Origin of the sequence: Paenibacillus thiaminolyticus (genome assembly GCF_007066085.1) — a bacterium.
Classification (GTDB): domain Bacteria; phylum Bacillota; class Bacilli; order Paenibacillales; family Paenibacillaceae; genus Paenibacillus_B; species Paenibacillus_B thiaminolyticus.
On record NZ_CP041405.1, the window covers coordinates 173,674 to 192,372 of the forward strand.

Sequence of the window (18,699 nt, forward strand, 5' to 3'; positions counted from 1 at the left end):
GGGAAGCACTTATCCATGATGCATAAGGAACAGGAAATTACGGCTAGGATTATCCGCCTGCTGCAGCACACGTCCATCTACGATGACTCCTATGAGAACATGGTGACACAGCCTTTTCAACAAGACTATATCGGCGATCTCAGCCCCTGTGTGCGCATTCGAGATCATGCGTATGAGCTGGTTATGTATGAACGAGGCGTGCAGATGCTACGCAAATCGACCAAAAATGTGGATGACGTCATCTATTGGATTTTGGAAGATACCGTAAGCACAATCGCTCATGTCAAGCTGCTGCACAAGTACAAGGCGGACAATGTGAATACCCGCTTGCGATACACAAAGGAGATTATTCAGGAACTGACAAGCACGGTGAATCAGGCCTTCCATGACATCGGCGGTATATATGAAGAATGGCATAAGGCCGGCAGGCGGCGCGAGCTGGAATCCAACCGTTCGTTGTGAAGCGGATTTCCGCTGTTTTCGAATGAGAAGTTATATTGTAGAGAGGGGTTGGGCTAACAATGGTGTCGCTAGATTACATATGGAATGCCGTACATAGAGAACTTTTCTTTGAAAAAATATTTTCAGCGGACATCGATTGGGATGGACAATTAGACAGACGCGACACGGGGGAATTCGATAAGAATTGGATCTCGAACCATGAAGTCGTGCAAAATGCCGGGGACCCCATGTTTCCCGACTCGGAAATTGACAAACTGCGGGAATTCGCATGTAAGAAAGTCTTCGCCATCACGCAGAACCCCGATCTGGCGGGGTATGTGTCCGATGATTTCGGATTGATCGGAGAGGCTGTGCAGAAAAATGCCGTGACGCCCTGGATTAAAGGACTGATCAAGGATTATATAGAAGGAACATTTCCGATATCTTCGAGAGTAGACGAGAACGGAACCGATGAATAGAGGTGACAGCATGAACCAAGAACTGGTGAAGCATTTTGGAAAAGTTGATTTTGCTGATTTCTGGAACGATAGCGAGTATGCATTAGAGGAATATGTTGGCGAGCCGCCGACAGACGAGCTTATCGCTTCTATCGAGGAGGAGCTGGGATATAAGCTGCCTGCGTCTTATATTGCGCTCATGAAGCAGCATAATGGCGGGGTGCCGGTGGATACCTGCTTCCCGACAGAGGAAGCCGCTTTCTGGGCAGAAGATCATATCGCCATTACCGGCATGATGGGCATCGGGCGCGAGAAACCGTATTCTCTATGCGGGGAGTTCGGCAGTCCTTTTATGATAGAAGACTGGGGCTATCCCGACATCGGCGTGGTCATTTGCGACTGTCCTTCCGCCGGGCATGATGTCGTGATGCTCGACTACCGGGCATGCGGCAGGGACGGGGAGCCTGCCGTCGTCCATGTCGATCAGGAACTGGACTATGCCATTACGCTTCTGGCGCCGAACTTCGCCGCCTTCATTCAAGGGCTGGTGAATGAGGAGGTATTCGATACCTCCGAACAGGACAAGCAGGAGGACTTGCGGATAGTGGCCCATGGCCAATTTTCACCGCTGCTGTCCGAACTGTGCGCCCATGCTGACGAAGTGGCGGATATCGAAGGCGTCATTCGAACCATCTGTACAGACATCGTTGAAGACAAGGGGTATTTTGCTTTTCACGCGGATGAGCGCTCCATACTGATGTACGATCTGCAATTCTGGCTGTATACGAAGACGTATCCGGAGACAACCCGAGAGCAGTATCTGGCCAACTACGAGAAAATGATCGCCTTCGGCGGAGCCTTCAGCACAGGAGGCTATGCGCCAGCCTTTATTACCGACTGGCTGGACGCCCGGCTGCAGCAAGGCCAGATTACGGACAGCAGTGGTATTCTGCGCTTGACGCCCGCCGCAGCGGAGGAGTTGATTGGGCAACTGAAAGCGGTTGGTGGGGCTTCCTGATTCCAGGTCACTTCATTTCCATTGTGCGAATGCTTCGTTTTTCAATCGTTCTTAATTCTACATGAATCGTTTCCGCAAGCGAATGCGCTCAAATCGCTCTATGGTTGTGAATGGCACATGCCTGCCGATGCGGACCATCAGGCAGTTCGCCGGATGGGAGCATATTTCCGGGTCGTCGGTCTCATATCTTACCATATCTACGCATGCCATTAACTGTTCTGTCATGTTGCGATATTCCCAAGCGCTAAGCTTGCTGTGCTCCAAATCCCAATACCAGCAATATTCGGTCGCGAATACGATGACGTCTTCCATTTGATCATGGGCAAAAGCGAGCTGCAGCATTTCCTTGCCTAATCCGAGCGAGCGGTAGCCGCCGGCGACTTCAATGGCGCCGAATTCGATCAGATCTTCCATCCGCGCCTCCCCCCAAGGTTCTCGCTCATCCGGATAGTGGAACGTCACATATCCGACTATCGTATCGCCATCGCGCGACACAATAATTCTCCCCTCAGGAAGAGCCGCAATGTCCTCAAGAGCCCGCTGCTGATCCTCAGGAGCGCGAAATGTCTTCAGGCCGGCATGCATGTGAAGGCTGCGCAGCTGCTCCGTGGCGACCGGTCCTTCCACGATCAATACGCGATTGTTCCGTTGCAGCCTCCGGGAGGAATATAGCTTCCTATGCTTCATGATGGTTACACCTCATCGATATAGTGATGATTTTTCAACATCGCGGCCTTGTTGCAAGCAGTCTGGGCATGCATTCCCAATCGTACCAAGTATGATGAAATGCAGTCTCCGAAATGGGATAGAAGGGGATGATTGCTTCATCGTTCCAGACAAAATACAATTGATCCTCATTTCGATTTACGGTCGCTTTACAGCCGTATCCTTCGTACGTTCCCATATAATTTGCATAAATTTTCTTATTGAGTGCATAGGGTGGCGGACGAGTCGGAACAGAAATTTGCTCGCCGAACAGTATTCCCCGTTAACGACTCCGTAAGTTTTGGCTGCACGTATGGCGGTTCCGCTATTACAAGAGTCCGATATGGAAGACCTGGAATTTAGTTTATTGGATGTGGCAGGCAACCCTGAAATCATTCGTGCGCTGGAAGGAAGCATGTCAAAATTCAGCGTCTTAAAATTTCCCGAATTACTTCCGTAAATGGTCTCAAGTCAGTCGAACAGGATCGGCAAACAGAGAAACGAACGCCCCTCTAGTGGAACAAATCTGGTTAAGTCTTGGAGAATTACTCACTGATGAAACATATGGAAGCAAGTAAATTGTGATGAGCAGGAAATAGTTGAGACCGTTATTGCAAGTGATGAAAAAAATCCAGGGATATGTTTTTTGTGGAGCTTCGTAGGGTTTGGTCTATTCTATGCCATTTTGGTTTTTGCTGTCAATCTATGGTCTTTTATGACGGGGGCATGAAGTACAGAGCAGACGATACAATCGGTTTAGTCGCTCTCTTTTCTGGGATAATCGCAATGGTATTATTTCTCCAAGCTACTGTTATGGTAAGTGGAGATATGCAAAAGCTAGCCGCTGTGGAAGCGCCTCACTCTATGAAAGTGCTTTTTGCCAATCGTGTTATTAGCTTCTCCGCTTCCTTCTATTTTATCATGGTGCGGCATGTTCATCATCATGCTGGAGTGGTATCGCAATATTCCATTGGAGCCAGGCAAGAATCCGTTATTTTCCACCATGTTCAACCTGAATAATTTTACAGTTCGCCCTGTGGAGGCTGCCGCCGCGGAGCTGCAAGTTTCTCCGTATCCGTATGAGTGGGACTTCTGCGAATACGATATCTATGTAAGTGCTCAGGAGCTGGACCGCTCATTTGTTGTTCAATTCGACTATAGAACCGGGCTCTTCGAGCGCACCGCCATCGAACAATTGGCGGCCCATTACGCCCGGTTAGTAGAACAAATCGCGGCCGCTCCAACTGCGCCGGTGAAGGAATTGGCTTATATTAACATTTGTAGGGATTCTGTGTTACACTGACCTTAACGCCAATAAAGGAGGAGAAAAATGAAAAACAAATTTTTCAAATTCGGTGTCGTTAAAAATGAGGAAGTGCCAGAGGAAGTAAATGAACTCGTCCGCGAAGTGGAGAAGCTTCCGGATACCATTGCTAACACGATTAGCGAGGCCTTTAAGGAAGAAACGGAAGAAAAGTAGAACGCCGAATTCGCTTTGCATATCGCACTCGACGCCCTCTTGCAATCAGGTGAGACCGCAGATGAGATGCAGGAGGGCATCTTGCGGGATTGACGGTAATTTATGGGTGTGCTACGATTGGACTGACCGGTCAGTTTATTATTGGGGGGAGCTTGAATCGAGGTTAAACGCAGGAAAGATGTAGCCCAGATCAAGAAAGACATTGCGCGGAACACGAAGGAATTATTTGCCCAGAAAGGGTACAGCGCTACATCGATGGAAGAGATTTGTGCCGTCAACAATCGAAGCAAGGGCAGCATTTACTATCATTTCAAGAGTAAGGAAGAGCTGTTCATGTTTTTGATTAAGCTGAATAACGAAGAGTGGATGGACTCATGGCTGGCCAAGGAGTCTCAATATGAGACCGCCGTCGAGAAGCTGTACGGCCTCGCTGATCATTATGTCGACGATTTGGCGAATCCGCTCAATCATGCGATTCATGAGTTTGTCTCCGGACAGGTAGTGAGTCAGGAGATGCTGGATGAGATGCTGGCCCTTATACGGATTCCCTATATAACGTATGAGAAGATCATCTTGCAGGGGATTGAGCGCGGCGAATTGAAGCCCGATGAGACCCAGGATTTGATGTACGTCATCAGCGGTCTATTTAATGGCTTAAGCACGCTGTATTACGAGAAGGATCTGAAGGAAATTCGCCGGCTGTACAGGAAAGGGGTAGACAGTATCCTGAAGGGGATCCAACGAGTTGAACCACGCAAGACAATGAAAGACTGATGCCGCTATCAGTTTTTCTTTTGAACTTCAATAGACCGAACGGTCGGTTTAAAAAAAGGAGTGTCCTATGAACCAGTTATTCAGAAACAAAGCCTTCCTTATTATTACAGGCTCTGATCTGCTTCAAAACCTGGCGATATGGGTGCGCAACATGGCGATTCTTTATTTCATCATGGAACAAACGCAAGGGGATCCTGTGGCCGTATCATTGATTACCGTGCTGGAGTATGTTCCGATATTTGTGTTTTCGATTATCGGAGGCGCGCTGGCCGACCGCTGGAATCCCAAGCGCACGATGATCACCGGCGATATTTTGAGTGCGTTGTCTATCGTGGCCATCATTGCCGTATTGGCTTCGGGTTACTGGGTGGTATTATATGCCGCCACTTTTGTTTCTTCGATTGTAAGCCAATTCTCACAGCCTTCGTCCGTGAAAATCATCAAGCGGAATGTCGGAGACAAGCATGTGCAATCCGCGATCGCGATCACCCAGAGCTCCCAGTCCCTGTTCCTGATTCTCGGCCCGATAGCAGGCACATTCATCTATACGGTTCTGGGGATTATGGCTTCCATGTACGCCCTTCTCGGTTTGTTTCTCGCCTCTGCCTTCATCCTTTCCTTTTTGCCCAAAGATACGGCAAGCAGGGACACGGACACTTCGTTGCTTGCCGACATCAAGGAAGGCTGGGGCTACGTATTGCAATCCCGTTCACTGCGAATGTTAGCACTTGTGTTCATGTGCCTCGGCCTGTCCTCCGGACTTATTAATCCGCTTGAGATTTTTCTGGTTACGGAAAGGCTCGGTCTTGAGCAAACCTCGGTTCAGTTCCTGGCGGGCGCCTCCGGATTCGGACTTCTGGCTGGAGGAGGAGTTGCCGCGGCCGTCAGCGGCAGGCTGAATCAGAGCGCAACCCTCCTTTTCGGGATAGGTTTTCTGGCGGCAGCCACGCTAGGGGAAGTGCTCTCCGGATGGTTTTGGCTAACTCTGGTCGCCAGCTTCCTCAGTTCGGTCAGCCTGGCCTTTGTCAATGTCGTCATCTCCACGTATTTAGTCGCCAGAATCGATGAAGCGATGATCGGGCGAGTCAACGGAACCATCGCTCCTCTGTTCGTGGGAGCCATGCTGTTGGGTTCTGCTTCGTCCGGCGTACTGATGAACGCGACTTCGCTGTTCGCGGTTTATGCGATTTCCGTGCTTGTTCTGCTTGTCAGCATATTGCCTGGGCGGCGAGTGCAGTTCGCAAGCAATAAAGACGGCTCCGCCGCAGCGAATCTGGCTGTTCCAGGTCAAGCAGTAGAGTGAGAGGGGGAGTCTATGAACCGAACCGGATTCACCTTTTCTGTTTTCCTTATGCCGGCGGCTCGGCCATGATGTACTGCCGTTGGCGCAGCCTGCTTCCTGCATCTATTCAGATCCACCCGATTGAGTTATCAGGGAGAGGCAAAAGAATGAACGAGCCTTTCTACCAAACGATGGAGCAGGCGGTGGAAGACGCATATTTATCAATACCCGTCCATGTGCTTGACCTTTCTTTGGATATAGCATGGGAAGCCTGATAGCCTATGAGCTAGCCCGCTATTTACATGAAAAGCACGGAAAGGAGTCTATTCATTTGTTTGCGGCCGCTAGAAGGGCTCCCCAAATCCAGGGGGATGGACAAAAACTGTACTGCCTCCCGGAAGCAGAGTTTTTGAAGGAAATTATCAAGCTGGGAGGGATGTCCGCGGAGGTGCTGGAGAACAAGGAACTCATGGAGATGATCCTTCCGCTGCTTCGGGCAGACATGCAGATTGTCGAAAAATATAGCTGGCGGGCGTCCAAAGCCGTCCTTCGTACGGATATTACGGTGTTGGCAGGCACCCGGGATGTTGTCCCCGACGAACATATGGAGGCATGGAAGGAAATGACTGCTGGCCGCTGCAAGATTGCCAAGTATGAGGGAGATCATTTCTTCATACACCAGCACTATGAGCTTATTGGGGAGCATATATCGCGTGTATTGCTGCAATGGAAGGAAGCGGTTACTAGCGTCTGAACAGAGCCCTTTCGGCTTCCCGATGGAAAATCGAAAGGCTGAAATTTATTTTTGCATCCGTTTATAAGGGTGGAATGAGTCGCAAGCAACATATTAGCGGCTAAATAGAAAGGGGGTGTCTCAATAGTAGTAAATACCTGCAGTGAGATAATCCCCCTTGATTCTCTAAGCTCAACTCGCGGAAAAACTGCAAAATTGCAGCTTTCCTGTATGACGTGTACTCCGTTACAGGGAATCCTGCAAAACGGCATCAATTTTAGACTTCCAATAGAAAAAAAGTCAAAAGTCGCTGGAAATAATGTACTTTTGCAGGAATTTCATCAAATAGCAGCCTAATTAACGTAAATTGCTGCATTGACGCAGGATTTCACTGCCCCATCCATCTTCCGCTGCTTTGCGAGTAAAACATCGTGCGCTTCACAACGCCGCCCGAATATCATCCAGCAGGTAGCGCTGGCTTAATTTCTCCAGGCGCGCGAACTCTTCCTCCAGCTGATTTTTCAAGCTGCTGTCGGGCACATATTGCGGCGTCAGTACCTGATGATGCTGCAGGCTCTTTAATCTGTACTGTGTCGGCGGATGGGTGGAATCCAGTTGCACAGCGATGGAATCGCAAATCCGTTGGACTCGCTTCTGCTCGCCTGCGGGGATATGCTCCATCTTCTGGCGGAATTCCCCGAACAAATCCGAAGCAAAGCGGTAGCGGGCAATTCGCTCAGCCGTGAGCCAGAATACGGGAGCAAAGTGACATTTGCTTAAGGCCGAGCAAGCGGCATCGGTTCCCGCGATCTCGCCCGCGACTCGGTCCGCCAAATACTCGGCGCGCTGGCTCTCATCCCAGACCGTAATACCGAGACCGTAATACAGGATGAAAATAAGATTAGCCAGCAGCAGCTGGGCATAACGAATCGGTGTGGAGATCGGCCCGAGCACTTCGCCCTCTTCGCAGTATGGATGCACGAACTCGTACCAAGAAGCCATAATATGCCTCGCTGACTCGATAAACCAGGAACGGGTCACATCCTTATGCGCATGATGCGCGGTCTCGTGGGCGAGGATCGCGATCTTCTCCGACAGACTCAGTGCCGAAAATAGGGGTACTCCAATCCCGATGATCTTGGTTCGGCGCCGGCCGAACTTGGTAAAGTACGCATTGTATGAATTCGTCATCCGAATCTCGTCGATCGGCGGTGCTTGAATGGCTCCGGCAATGTCATCGGCGAGACGATACAGCCCTGGATATTCCTCCCGCCGCAAAGGCTGGCCCGACAGCTTCCGCCTGTAGGGCAGCATCAAGCCGATGAATAGAAGAAACAGGACAAAGGCCAGCTGGGTAAGCAATACCGAATTGCTATAAAAAAACCAATTCACCGCAATAATCGGCAGGCTGAAGGTAGCTGCATGGACACTACCGGCTAACAGATAAGCGAGCGCTTTGCGCCAGGTCAAGGGATACATAATCCGCTCGGTGTGCAGATTCTCCTCAAGCAGTTGATGTGACTTTTTAAACCCCATGCGGTAATTGATCCGTTCCAAGAGGCCCAGCGAAGAGATGTGGCGCCAGTTCGGATCGATGTTCCAATTGCATTCCTCGCACCAGGTAACATACCCCGGCACGACATCCATTTTGTGCCCGCATTCCGGACAGTATTCCGTCGTATGATTTGTCATTTTCCCACTCCATTATGATGAATTCATAGAAATTCCCTTATTATGTATCGGTAAATGACACCAAATTGTGAGCTGCTTGGAAAATAGGGGGGCGATCTAACGTCTGAGCAGCGTATGGTTCTGTTTGCGGGCATTTGGGAAAAAATTCAGAAATATCTTTTAAATGGCATAATATACCTAATTGCATATTAGACATAAGACGAGAGGATAAACTAGCGCTGGTGCGAATAAAGGGATGGTGGGGATCAGAAGATGCTAGATACTAACGATAAGCGCGAATTTATGAAAATAAATTATTACCTCCTATGTAAATTATTCTTATTCGGTGTCTTGCTAGCGGAGCTTGTACTTGGGGGTATCGAAGTTATTCTCAGTTTTTACTGCAGCTCCATTCATCATCAACAGGAAGCCTGGTTCTGGATGATAGGCGCGCTGTATCTTCTCATCATGATGTTCTGCCTCGTGAAAAGAGAGGTATGGAGACACACCCGTAGCATCATAAGGAGCGGGAGATACGATCTCCTTCTCGTTTTTGCTGCTGGCATGCTCTCCATGTTCTTCATTGGCGGGATTGGAATCGGTGATCTTCGTAATTGGGTTGCGGCGCTGGCTTGGCCACATCTGGCTGTGCTGTTCTCCCTTCCTCCCGTGTTCTGTGCGGCGATAGCCGTGAGAGAGCGGCAGATGAATCGGATGACAAGAATTTATAGAGATTCGAGCTTCATCAGTGATAAAGAAGGACAGAGCAGACATGATGATGCGTTTGAATTTTCAGAAATGGCCGTGAGATTCGCCGAGAGGGTATATAATCAAGGTTCGCCGGAAAGCTTGGTATTCGGAATCGATGCGCCATGGGGAACAGGGAAATCGACCTTCGTCAATCTGTGCAAGGAACATTGGGACAACCACTACCATGATAAAATTATCGTGTACATGTTCGATCCGCTTCGGTTTGAGAACAGCGATAACCTAATGGAGAAATTCGCGAATGGTCTTTTGAAGGTAATCAAGGAGAATTTTTTCGCCCCGGAACTGGAATCTCTGATGGCCAAGTATGTCAAGCTGTTGCATGATTCGAATTTATCGTTGTCTATTATGGGATTTCGCTTTGGGTTGCCTTTCGACAAGTCCTCCATTGATAAGACATTTGACAGGCTAGGCATGGTCCTGAGAAGCATCGATAAAAAAATCGTGATCGTTGTGGATGATTTAGACCGCTTAACCTTTTCCAATATTAAAGAGATCTTGTTCGTTATTAAAAAATCGTTTATTCTTCCTAATTTATCTTATGTCCTCTGTTATGACACCGAGAATCTTACGGCACTCGATCATCAAAAATTAGATACGGAAAAAATTAATGAGTTTCTGGAAAAGTTCATCAATATCAAAACGAGCTTGTACATCGATTATAAATTATTATTGAAATATTTTACGGAGAACACGGATAAATCATTAGCCAGGAACCTGCTAAGCAATCCTGAATTGGTAGCCAAAGCTGTCGAGGGGCTCAAGGATATATTTCATTCCAAGGAATATGATTTGTACATTCCTTTTATAGGGGATGCAAGGAAACTGAAAAGACTCATTAATACGATGCTCTTACTTGAGGTTGAACAGTTGGATTTCTCGAATTCGGATTTTGATAAGCATGATCTCATTCATCTGCTGATTATCTACATCAATTACCCGAATATTTTCAGAAAAATATACAATACGGAGGCGCAGGGGAAACGAGGTTTTTTTTCGCTGATTCGAAAATATGATGACGACTATCCGGCAGACGATGAATCGCATAGTGAAGAAGATATCTATAAAAATTCGACAAAGTATACGGTATACCTCGAGGGTCTGACTGAAAATCAAAGGTTTATAGTAAATAAAGTGTTTGATGCCAAGCAAAGGCTGGGATCGGCGAGCCATATTTCTCAGGAACAATTCACTTCCTATGCTTGCTTCAATGGATCGAAGTGGAGTCCTGGCGGCAGAAATCTCGAACAGTACTTAAATCTTATCATTAAAGTCTCCCGCCCAGCCCACACGCAGCAGTATAAGTTTTATGTCAATTTGAAAAATGAACTGCTGCATAGAACAAGCATTACTCAGGTGCTGCAGCGTGAAGAGTTTTCCTTCTCAAGCGGGGAGGCCAATCATGAGAAAATTTGGCGAATTCTAATTAACTCGCCGCACAGTGAATATACACCGGAAAAAGCAAATGAAATTATTTCTTACGCCCTGGATTCCTTGCCGCAATACTCAAGTCTTGACATCCATAAGATGAACATTGGTTTTCGAAGCTTTACCCTTATTTTTTTCATCGCAAAATTACTGAATAAAATTGGGTGGACGGACGAGGAAGGGCAGCATTGGAATAACAGCGACAACCATGTCATTCAAATTGCAGAATGGATTTTTGGCGAGAATCAGCATAGACAGGATGGAATACTGGAGAATCTGGCTGCCAAAGAAAGAGGTATTCTTGGTTTGCGCGATTTATTAATCTTCCGTTTATGCTGCTGCGCGGACAGAGGCGGGGATATGTTTAATTTGTCAAGGGCATTGTCTATACACGGCGGACCCGATAATCCTACAGAAGGAACTGTCAATGATATCGTTATTGGAGAAATGCGCGAAATCTCTCAATATATATTCCGGATATTCAAAAACAGATATATTGACAAGGAAATCAATATTTTTGATGAAGTGATGGGGCTGGCTGCAGAAGAGATTTGCGGCCGTTCTTACGGATATATTCAATTACAGATCCCGGCTAAGGATTTCGAGAAGAAACTGCAAAGATGGAAATCGAAGCTGCTCAATTTTATTATTTATCAATTGGGGAGCACGATCTACAGCAACGGCATTCCTTGTGGTTACTACAATATGCAAGGCGATAAAGACGGGCAAGGCATCAATAAGTCGATCAATAGCTATCTTTTTAACATTTGTTTTAATCCCCGGCTGCATGCAAAAGGCTTTGATTATTTTATGGATTACCTTTTTATCAATTTCGAAACGACGTTCGGTCATACCAAGCATCGTGTGCCCCGCCTGGAAGGATTTTTGAAGGTCCTTGATCAAGAGCGCATCAAAAATTATTGGATTAAGCACAGAGACAGGATAAAAGGAAGGCAATGGAACGGGGAAGAGAAGTGGATGATTGGCGAAGACGAAGCATCCTTTACCCGTCATCTAGAAGAGACGTATAAAGTATTGGATGAATTGATACAGCGGGATGATAGGCCAGCAAATGAGAAAGAAAGTTAATTCCTCGGCTCGCGTATTCCAAGATATGTATTGAGAACGCATCGAATTGCCGATAAGGTAGAAGTAACGTCTAGTTGTAACTGTTGAAGTCGAGAGAGGAGCTGCACGATGAGCACAGAGAGAGAAGAATGGGCATTGGATGATGAACAGATTGAGGATCCTGCACATTTCCTGCTGCACCGCGGGATGAGAGGGCTGTTCGAGGCGGAGGAGATCGTAGAGGGGGATTGTATCGTGATTCCTGCATGGGAGCTCACGATCCGTCCTCATGTGGCCAGATGGTCCGAACAGTCCGTTATGCTGCAGTTTCATTTGAGTTCCCCGAAGTGGGATCGCGATATCATGGAAACGTCGGCAGGCATGGGCAGCAGCTTAAAAGATGCTCTCGGCATGGCGATCGGAAGCTTTGCCTTCTCGTTAATGGAGGGTATCGCTTCCATGGAGCAAGACAGGGAGCCTGACGAGCTCCGCTCGGAATACGGTGACACGATACATCATTGGAAAGTGTACAAGAGCAATGTCGTGGGTCTGGGCGAGTCTTCAGAAGACATGCGTGCAACCCCGTATTGGGAAGCGCTCAAGGATGAGATTGCGAAGCGGGTCGGCAATCAGAAGCTCTGTTACATCAAAATCTATGGCGCGAAGCATGGCGGCGATATTACCGGCGAATGCCGCATTAATGATATTCCAAGCCCTGAACTTGGCCAGATCGTAGCCGATATCGTAAGCCAATGGCAAGTCGAAGGCTTTGCTTCCCAGAAGCAATTTATGTTGCTGCGGCAGTCCGAGGAGACGTACACGCCGTATCCTTATCAGGCCGAGGAGATCGCGGCCGCTGCACGCACCGCCGTGCAGATGTTCATGGAATGCGCTACGCAGGAGAAGTATGAAGACTTTCCGGAGCGCTTAGCAGAGCGCTTGCAGGATGCCAGCTTGGCGGAGGAGCTGTATTCATTTTTGCCGGAAATTTGTGCCGAGCATGCCTTCGATACGCTGACCTATAACGAGGAGTGCTTGCTGTTTAGGGGCGAGGACTCATTCCCCGTTTATCGGACTCAGTTCGCCAGCTATTATATGATCGCTGCTGCTTTATTTGAGGGCTTTCGCACGGATCAATTTGATGATGAAGTGTATAGGCAGTACATCGGCACCAGTTCGATATACAGTGTGATTTGCCAAGCGAAAGAGGAGGGCGCGGATCTGGTGGAGCATGGCGGCGTGCTGACGCTTTCCTTCGGGATGTCCGACCGCTATCAGTTCAGATGAACAAGGGATGTGCGGGCATCCTTATAAGCAAAGCTCCTGTCTTACCTGCTGGCAGGAGCTTTTTCTGTGGAGATATAGGTGATACGCACAAAGGGGGCAGCTGGACATCGCCCGCTCGCCCCTTGCAATATCTTAGTTAATTAATCCGGCATGCCGCAGTCCTTGGCGGATACCGCCTTCATCTACGGAAGAGGTAACATAATCAGCAAAAGGCAGCAGTTCCGGATGAGAATTGCCCATCGCAATCCCGAGACCAACTTGCTGAAGCATCTCCATGTCATTGAGTCCATCACCGAATGCGACGGCATTCTCCGGAGCCAGGTTCAATCGTTCCAGCATGGCTTTGATTCCGACGGCCTTGGAACCGCCCTTGATCAAGACGTCCATCGCTTTGGAATGCCAGCGGATCAAGCGAAGATCATCGAAGACGTTGTCATACAAATGCTCGTCCTGCGCTTCGCAATGCAGGAATACTTGATAGATATCCGCTTTGCTCCAGAACTCGGGATCATGGCCCGGCCGATCAATGCGGAGGGAATCGATAGCTTCCACGACGAAGGGATGCGCTTCGTCATTCGCGTAAAATTGCTCGCTGCCTTCAAACACGAGGGGATGTCGATGGCGCCCCGCCAATTCCACAAGCTTCGCCACACTTTCGCGCGGAAGCGGGCGCTGATAGAGGGGTTCGCCTTTGTACACGACATAGGCCCCATTTAAGCTAACAAAAGACTCAATCTGAAGCTGCTCGGCAAGCGGCTTAAAGAAATAGGGGGCGCGCCCTGTGGCGATGACGGGTTCAATCCCGTTCTCTTTCAACTCTGCAATCGCCTCGACGGTGTCTTGCGGCACTCGCTTCTCATCATTGACCAATGTGCCATCGATGTCAAAAAATACAATGTTGTAACTCATGTCAGGTCTCTGCTCCCATCTCTGTCTATATCAATGTTGTTCTGCTACCAGTGTAGCATTGATTCGGGTCTAGAATAAATAGCTTCGTTTGAACAATGTGTACCAAAGCTGAATTCAGTGCTGTTACTAAGAAACCGAGAATGAATAGAAAGGGCGAAAGGCCGTATGAAGTCGAACCCATTATCCACGCGGGCGAAGGAATGGATTCAGTTATGTGATAGAAGGACAACAACTACAGATTCACAAACAGTAAAGAGAGTGCTCCAACAGAATAGGATTCCTGTCTTCCAAGCATTGATCGATTTCCAGGAGAGTTTTGGGGGGCTAAGCTATTCCTTCGGAAGCTGGTTAAATCATAGCTGGACATTCGATGTCATGATGAATTCTGACATGGACTGCGGCATACCCAAGGTCTTCAAACATAAAGACACGGATATGGTGGAATGTCTCCACTCTATCTCTGAAGGCATCCATACAAGCGGTTATATGGACCCGACCGGAAAGCTATATTTTATAAATTCAGAAAATCCGTATCCTATTGCGAATACTATAGAGGAATTGTTGGAGAAGCATGCAATTTACTACAGCTTATTGCGAAAGCAAAAACAATGGGCGGTCCGAAGTCTATATGAGTCTGAAGTTGCTGCATGGCTCTCTAATGAGGAGCACTCACCAATCCCGCTAGAGAGCAGACCTGGAGACTGCAAGTGGTGGCAAAGTCGCGACGGCGAATTAGTTGTACATATAGATGGTGTTGCGGGAGCTTTGTATGCAGCCAAGGCTTACGCTGCGGATGCCGCTGTGTTGCGGCAGCACGGCCTTTCCAGTAGTTTGTCGCTCCAGGGGTTCCCGTTTGCCTGTTATTTTGACCCGAAGAAAGAAACCGTCGAATTAGAGAATGCGAAGGAAATGTACGGCTTCAATCAGCGGCTATACCGAACCTGTAATTATTCCAGGGTTACCGTTCAACAGGTGAAGGACATCAAGGAGGTGCCGTTGTATTTATCGGGACAAAAGGATATTTGCGTCAAAAAGCGCATTGAACAATTTTGGATGAAGATTCCTTATCTTACACTCCTTGAAGAAGATTATGATTCTTCCCTGATTGCGTTCGCCAGGCAGATCGGGGATGACATGATCTTAAAGCTGATCTCGTATACAGCGGATATGACGGAAGCAGACGACAGAAATAGAAGAACAACGGCAGAACAAAACGTGGATCGATTGTTGTACCAAGAATATTTGCGGCGCATGTCCTTACTTATGGAAGGGCAAGCGCAGGGAGTAAGCCCACTCTATTTTTACCCCGCTCATATCGCAAAATTGCCGGAAGAGGATGATATCGAAAATGATTATTGTGTAATCAAAAGAATGGAGTATTCCTATGTACGATTCATTAGCAAGATGGCGTTATTTTATATGAAATGTGCGCAGCAAGGAAATGATGCGGCCGTTCAAGCTTACCGCGTATATGAACCGCTGCTGCTGATGTATTGTCTAGGCGGTTATATTCTTAAGGAGCATGGCTTTATTGAGGTTGGCGGCGGGGCCTTCCATCAGTCCGGCTGGAGGCTCCTGATTGGTACAGAGCCTATTGACATCTATCGCAGGGCCATTCAAGCTTGGGAACGGCGGAATTGGGAGCACGCGATGGGCCAGATTAAGCGGATCAAATGGGCGGAGATGAGCGATGAGCAGCCACGGGCTAGTGATGAGATATGGGAAGCGGCGTTTTCTCGAATGGAACGCCAAGTAGGGATCGATCTTTCAGAGCCTGTATTTCGCTCTGTGGACGAACAGCAGCTTTGGGCCGATTTACTGGAAGCTTGCCCTGAACTGCGCAATCTGCAGGGCACTTTGGATTGCTGCATTTGTGAACGGTACCTCAGATGGGCGGCATTGCTGGATTGCAAGCATCCTATTGCGGTGAAGTATCCATGCTTGTATGAACCTTTCATTGAAATGCTGCATAACGGGAACCGGGCCGGGGAGCGGGAAGAGCGGACAAGGCGGTTGATTGCGTTGCTGGAGCAAGAATCTATGCTCAATTATGCTGAGGCCTTGAGGGAACCAACAGTAAATGATACAGCCTAATTATTTTCTGTATGGGATATAGCCAAGTCACAACGAAAGCAACTTCAATATGATGAGTATGAACCTAGGGAAAGGGGGTTACTCAGATGGGTGAAGTTGGATCTTGTTCTTGCGGAATCGGCGGTCTCTTTACTTCGACGGGTGTGATTTTGGTTCTGTTCATATTGCTTGTAATCGTTTCTCGGGCCTTTATTTACTAAGAAAATGGCTGTGTCCTGCGCCTGCGCTCATGGATCACTTTCATCGCATGCCCTGCTGAAGAAGCAGGGCTATTTTTTATTGCGCGTAGGCATCCGCCTGGTACGGCTCCTGGGGTTAGACCCGAGGCTCTTTTCTGTACGCGCCTCTCATGGTAACATCTACCTATAGTGGTGGAGAGCAATAGACTTATGCTATTGAGGTGTTGACGATGGGATTGGATTATCAGTTTGTTGTTGTGATTAAGGAGCATAGTCGTGCTGCATTATGGAAATATGTAGAGGAGCATGGTGAACATTTAGACAGCTATATCATTGCCCACTTTCCGATGGACTCCTTTATTTTGAAATATTTAGAGGGCGGCTATAGCTATGCCCCGCATTATGATGCCGAGGAGATTCAACAGCATATTTTAGGGGACGGAAGAGCCCGCATTGGCGGGATCGATATTGGGGAACGCAGGCTGGAACATACGGAGAGTGAAGTTGCCATCGCCTTTACCGCGGTAACCTCTGATATGAGTTTACTGTTTCGGGATTCCGTCTCGGTTCACCGCTGGTTTATCGGGTTAAGCCGGGCTGCGGATGCCGTAATGTCGTATCTTGATTTGGAATATGAAGGAGATCGGCTCATCTATTATCGGGGGAACGAGATTACCATTGAACTCAAAGGCGAAGGACATTTGCATGTAGGCAAGCAAAAGTTTGTTGAAATAATAGAAGCGTATGCGAATCGAACGGAGCATTTTGACTGATGGAGTTGATCAATGAACATACGAATTGAATGAAGGGTTTGGACAATAGGAGGAAGATAATCAATGAAACTTATAAAAGGACTTGTCATCCTGATCTCCTGCGCAGTTCTGCTGCTTGCCGGGTGCTCCAAAAAAAATGTTTTTGAAGGCATTGATTTTACAAAAGTAGGCGAAGAAGTTGTCGGGTATTTATATGTGGATGGCAGAGTCTATCTTCTTTCGACACATAGGAATTTCCCGGAAGAGGACCTGGGTAAACAAATCGGCGAGATTCACGACATTGTAGACAAGCCCGCCGTGGATGGAGATGTAGTATATCCCGAGTCTAACCGTAAATTGGAAATCCGCAAAGGCGATAAAATCTTTAGAGTAAAAAAAGGTGGAAACTTGCTTGTCGTCATCCAAACGAGAGAAGGTTATATATCAGGAACTCTTATGCCCAAGTAAGTTCCCCTCCGTTCCTCTATCATTCACGGCCAACATGGGGAACGCAGCAGGGGATGCGGCTAATGCGGATGTAGCGTGGCTAATCAAATTCGAGCGATACCGCCCGCGGCTACCATGATAAAGTAGCCGCGATTCATTATGACCCTGCGAAAAAGGTGACTTGTCGGAATTATTTAATCCCGGTGATATCATCAATTTGAAGTTTACCGTTGAACAGATCGATGGTCAGTTCGAAATCCTTGATTATATCCGGATGGATTACAATAATGAAGTCGCGAACATCAACGACTTTTTACTTGAAGAATCGTAAAACAATAGCCCTCCCTCGAAATAACGGTATTTCACGTATCTGTTATTTCGAGGGGGGTTCTTTTTCTGAAAGATACTTGTATTGCTGATAGGGGCGCTTTGAAGTGCTGCAAAAGTTACGCGAGAGGAAGATAATCAATGAAACTTATAAAAGGACTTGTCATCCTGATCTCCTGCGCAGTTCTGCTGCTTACCGGGTGCTCCAAAAAAGATGTTTTCGAAGGCATTGATTTTACACATGTAGGCAATGAAGTTGTCGGGTATTTATATGTGGACGGCAGAGTCTATCTTCTTTCGACATATTATAAGTTCCCGGAAGAAAGGCTAGGCAAACAAATCGGCGAGATTCACGACATTGTAGACAAGCCCGCGGTGGATGGAGATGTAGTATATCCCGAGTCTAACCGTAAATATGAAATCCGCAAAGGCGATAAAATCTTTAGAGTAAAAAAAGGCGGAAACTTGCTTGTCGTCATCCAAACGAGAGAAGGTTATATATCAGGAACTCTTATGCCCAAGTAAGTTCCCCTCCGTTTTTCTGTCATTCGTTGCAAACGCATACAATCACCGGCCCGATTGGGAAGAAGAAAGTGGGCAAAGTTGAATATGAAGGCGTAAGTAGCGAAGTCAAGAAGCCAACTGACCGTTCAACTGGAACATGGCGAAGAAAAAACGATAGATGTCCCGGGCCGTGGCCCTATCGATTATGAGACAGGACAGGCTTCAAAGCGGGCGTTGAAATCGAGTGGGAGCGGACCCGGACGGAACGATTCTCGAAATCGTGTTGGACGAAATCGGCGTTAAAATACACTCGTTCCCCGGAAATCATATATACCACATTTTTATCGGCATCCAGCGCCGATATCACTTTCGTT

The 18,699-nt window shown here is 47.7% G+C and carries 18 protein-coding genes and 2 pseudogenes; 17 read left to right on the forward strand and 3 right to left on the reverse strand.

Features of this window, described 5'->3' with window-relative positions; translation table 11 throughout:
* Nucleotides 1-15 precede the first annotated feature (15 nt).
* The 3 genes from FLT43_RS00720 to FLT43_RS00730 are packed head-to-tail and all read left to right on the forward strand — an operon-like array spanning nucleotide 16 to nucleotide 1,917.
* Nucleotides 16-462, forward strand: a complete 447-nt coding sequence (locus tag FLT43_RS00720; protein ID WP_087443798.1) for an Imm63 family immunity protein — start codon at nucleotides 16-18, stop codon at nucleotides 460-462.
* Between the two features lie 59 nt (nucleotides 463-521).
* Entirely contained in the window at nucleotides 522-920 is a 399-nt protein-coding gene (locus tag FLT43_RS00725; RefSeq protein ID WP_087443797.1) for a hypothetical protein, read from the forward strand.
* A 10-nt stretch (nucleotides 921-930) separates the two neighbouring features.
* Nucleotides 931-1,917, forward strand: coding sequence for an SMI1/KNR4 family protein (locus FLT43_RS00730; RefSeq protein WP_087443796.1), 987 nt, complete (start codon nucleotides 931-933; stop codon nucleotides 1,915-1,917).
* A 57-nt stretch (nucleotides 1,918-1,974) separates the two neighbouring features.
* Here the strand turns inward: FLT43_RS00730 and FLT43_RS00735 are convergent, their stop codons facing one another.
* On the reverse strand, nucleotides 1,975-2,604 hold the full coding sequence (locus FLT43_RS00735) for a GNAT family N-acetyltransferase (RefSeq protein ID WP_087443795.1): 630 nt from the start codon (nucleotides 2,602-2,604) through the stop codon (nucleotides 1,975-1,977).
* Between the two features lie 319 nt (nucleotides 2,605-2,923).
* On the opposite strand from FLT43_RS00735, the pseudogene FLT43_RS30625 reads away from it, so the two are divergent.
* From FLT43_RS30625 to FLT43_RS00765, 7 genes and pseudogenes are all read left to right on the forward strand, one after another.
* Nucleotides 2,924-3,200, forward strand: a pseudogene (locus FLT43_RS30625) (GntR family transcriptional regulator); the annotation flags it as partial.
* Nucleotides 3,201-3,508: 308 nt separating this feature from the next.
* A complete protein-coding gene (locus FLT43_RS29135; protein WP_373994952.1) occupies nucleotides 3,509-3,925 on the forward strand; it encodes a condensation domain-containing protein in 417 nt (138 codons plus the stop codon).
* Nucleotides 3,926-3,952: 27 nt separating this feature from the next.
* Nucleotides 3,953-4,102 (forward strand): hypothetical protein, encoded by a 150-nt coding sequence (locus tag FLT43_RS29140; RefSeq protein ID WP_164776425.1) that lies wholly within the window; start codon nucleotides 3,953-3,955, stop codon nucleotides 4,100-4,102.
* 156 nt (nucleotides 4,103-4,258) lie between these two features.
* Nucleotides 4,259-4,876: a TetR/AcrR family transcriptional regulator gene (locus tag FLT43_RS00750; RefSeq protein WP_244194302.1), complete on the forward strand. Its 618-nt coding sequence runs from the start codon at nucleotides 4,259-4,261 to the stop codon at nucleotides 4,874-4,876.
* Nucleotides 4,877-4,943: 67 nt separating this feature from the next.
* Nucleotides 4,944-6,179: an MFS transporter gene (locus FLT43_RS00755; RefSeq protein ID WP_087443793.1), complete on the forward strand. Its 1,236-nt coding sequence runs from the start codon at nucleotides 4,944-4,946 to the stop codon at nucleotides 6,177-6,179.
* A complete protein-coding gene (locus tag FLT43_RS30725; RefSeq protein ID WP_087443792.1) occupies nucleotides 6,176-6,433 on the forward strand; it encodes a thioesterase II family protein in 258 nt (85 codons plus the stop codon). The genes FLT43_RS00755 and FLT43_RS30725 overlap by 4 nt, the downstream gene beginning before the upstream one ends.
* Nucleotides 6,418-6,912 (forward strand): annotated as a pseudogene (locus tag FLT43_RS00765) (thioesterase II family protein); the annotation flags it as partial. The gene FLT43_RS30725 and the pseudogene FLT43_RS00765, both read left to right, overlap by 16 nt.
* Before the next feature lie 417 nt (nucleotides 6,913-7,329).
* On the opposite strand, the gene FLT43_RS00770 reads toward FLT43_RS00765, so the two are convergent.
* The gene (locus FLT43_RS00770) at nucleotides 7,330-8,583 is read right to left on the reverse strand and encodes a M48 family metallopeptidase (protein ID WP_087443790.1); all 1,254 of its coding nucleotides are present in this window, start codon (nucleotides 8,581-8,583) and stop codon (nucleotides 7,330-7,332) included.
* 420 nt (nucleotides 8,584-9,003) lie between these two features.
* Here FLT43_RS00770 and FLT43_RS00775 point away from each other — a divergent pair, with 420 nt between their 5' ends.
* Together FLT43_RS00775 and FLT43_RS00780 are read left to right on the forward strand one after the other, a co-directional pair.
* The gene (locus tag FLT43_RS00775; protein ID WP_244194287.1) at nucleotides 9,004-11,847 is read left to right on the forward strand and encodes a KAP family P-loop NTPase fold protein; all 2,844 of its coding nucleotides are present in this window, start codon (nucleotides 9,004-9,006) and stop codon (nucleotides 11,845-11,847) included.
* Between the two features lie 108 nt (nucleotides 11,848-11,955).
* Nucleotides 11,956-13,113, forward strand: a complete 1,158-nt coding sequence (locus tag FLT43_RS00780; protein WP_087443788.1) for a DUF6348 family protein — start codon at nucleotides 11,956-11,958, stop codon at nucleotides 13,111-13,113.
* A gap of 132 nt (nucleotides 13,114-13,245) precedes the next feature.
* Here the strand turns inward: FLT43_RS00780 and FLT43_RS00785 are convergent, their stop codons facing one another.
* Entirely contained in the window at nucleotides 13,246-14,022 is a 777-nt protein-coding gene (locus FLT43_RS00785; RefSeq protein WP_087443787.1) for a Cof-type HAD-IIB family hydrolase, read from the reverse strand.
* A gap of 165 nt (nucleotides 14,023-14,187) precedes the next feature.
* Between FLT43_RS00785 and FLT43_RS00790 the strand changes: the two genes are divergently transcribed.
* From FLT43_RS00790 to FLT43_RS00805, 5 genes are all read left to right on the forward strand, one after another.
* Nucleotides 14,188-16,116 (forward strand): hypothetical protein, encoded by a 1,929-nt coding sequence (locus tag FLT43_RS00790; protein WP_087443786.1) that lies wholly within the window; start codon nucleotides 14,188-14,190, stop codon nucleotides 16,114-16,116.
* A gap of 86 nt (nucleotides 16,117-16,202) precedes the next feature.
* Nucleotides 16,203-16,316, forward strand: a complete 114-nt coding sequence (locus tag FLT43_RS29850) for a YjcZ family sporulation protein (protein WP_240927465.1) — start codon at nucleotides 16,203-16,205, stop codon at nucleotides 16,314-16,316.
* A gap of 209 nt (nucleotides 16,317-16,525) precedes the next feature.
* Nucleotides 16,526-17,068, forward strand: a complete 543-nt coding sequence (locus FLT43_RS00795) for a hypothetical protein (protein ID WP_087443785.1) — start codon at nucleotides 16,526-16,528, stop codon at nucleotides 17,066-17,068.
* A 63-nt stretch (nucleotides 17,069-17,131) separates the two neighbouring features.
* Complete coding sequence (locus FLT43_RS00800) at nucleotides 17,132-17,515, forward strand: hypothetical protein (protein ID WP_087443784.1); 384 nt, start codon at nucleotides 17,132-17,134, stop codon at nucleotides 17,513-17,515.
* A 447-nt stretch (nucleotides 17,516-17,962) separates the two neighbouring features.
* Nucleotides 17,963-18,346: a hypothetical protein gene (locus FLT43_RS00805; protein ID WP_087443783.1), complete on the forward strand. Its 384-nt coding sequence runs from the start codon at nucleotides 17,963-17,965 to the stop codon at nucleotides 18,344-18,346.
* Nucleotides 18,347-18,699 lie beyond the last annotated feature (353 nt).

Excerpts from the sequence above, each read along its gene's own strand:
- FLT43_RS00720 (WP_087443798.1), top strand. The coding sequence starts at position 16 with ATGATGCATAAGGAACAGGAAATTACGGCTAGGATTATCCGCCTGCTG.
- FLT43_RS00725 (WP_087443797.1), top strand. The coding sequence starts at position 522 with ATGGTGTCGCTAGATTACATATGGAATGCCGTACATAGAGAACTTTTC.
- FLT43_RS00730 (WP_087443796.1), top strand. The coding sequence starts at position 931 with ATGAACCAAGAACTGGTGAAGCATTTTGGAAAAGTTGATTTTGCTGAT.
- FLT43_RS00735 (WP_087443795.1), bottom strand. The coding sequence starts at position 2,604 with ATGAAGCATAGGAAGCTATATTCCTCCCGGAGGCTGCAACGGAACAAT.
- FLT43_RS29140 (WP_164776425.1), top strand. The coding sequence starts at position 3,953 with ATGAAAAACAAATTTTTCAAATTCGGTGTCGTTAAAAATGAGGAAGTG.
- FLT43_RS00755 (WP_087443793.1), top strand. The coding sequence starts at position 4,944 with ATGAACCAGTTATTCAGAAACAAAGCCTTCCTTATTATTACAGGCTCT.
- FLT43_RS00770 (WP_087443790.1), bottom strand. The coding sequence starts at position 8,583 with ATGACAAATCATACGACGGAATACTGTCCGGAATGCGGGCACAAAATG.
- FLT43_RS00775 (WP_244194287.1), top strand. The coding sequence starts at position 9,004 with ATGATAGGCGCGCTGTATCTTCTCATCATGATGTTCTGCCTCGTGAAA.
- FLT43_RS00780 (WP_087443788.1), top strand. The coding sequence starts at position 11,956 with ATGAGCACAGAGAGAGAAGAATGGGCATTGGATGATGAACAGATTGAG.
- FLT43_RS00785 (WP_087443787.1), bottom strand. The coding sequence starts at position 14,022 with ATGAGTTACAACATTGTATTTTTTGACATCGATGGCACATTGGTCAAT.
- FLT43_RS00790 (WP_087443786.1), top strand. The coding sequence starts at position 14,188 with ATGAAGTCGAACCCATTATCCACGCGGGCGAAGGAATGGATTCAGTTA.
- FLT43_RS29850 (WP_240927465.1), top strand. The coding sequence starts at position 16,203 with ATGGGTGAAGTTGGATCTTGTTCTTGCGGAATCGGCGGTCTCTTTACT.
- FLT43_RS00795 (WP_087443785.1), top strand. The coding sequence starts at position 16,526 with ATGGGATTGGATTATCAGTTTGTTGTTGTGATTAAGGAGCATAGTCGT.
- FLT43_RS00800 (WP_087443784.1), top strand. The coding sequence starts at position 17,132 with ATGAAACTTATAAAAGGACTTGTCATCCTGATCTCCTGCGCAGTTCTG.
- FLT43_RS00805 (WP_087443783.1), top strand. The coding sequence starts at position 17,963 with ATGAAACTTATAAAAGGACTTGTCATCCTGATCTCCTGCGCAGTTCTG.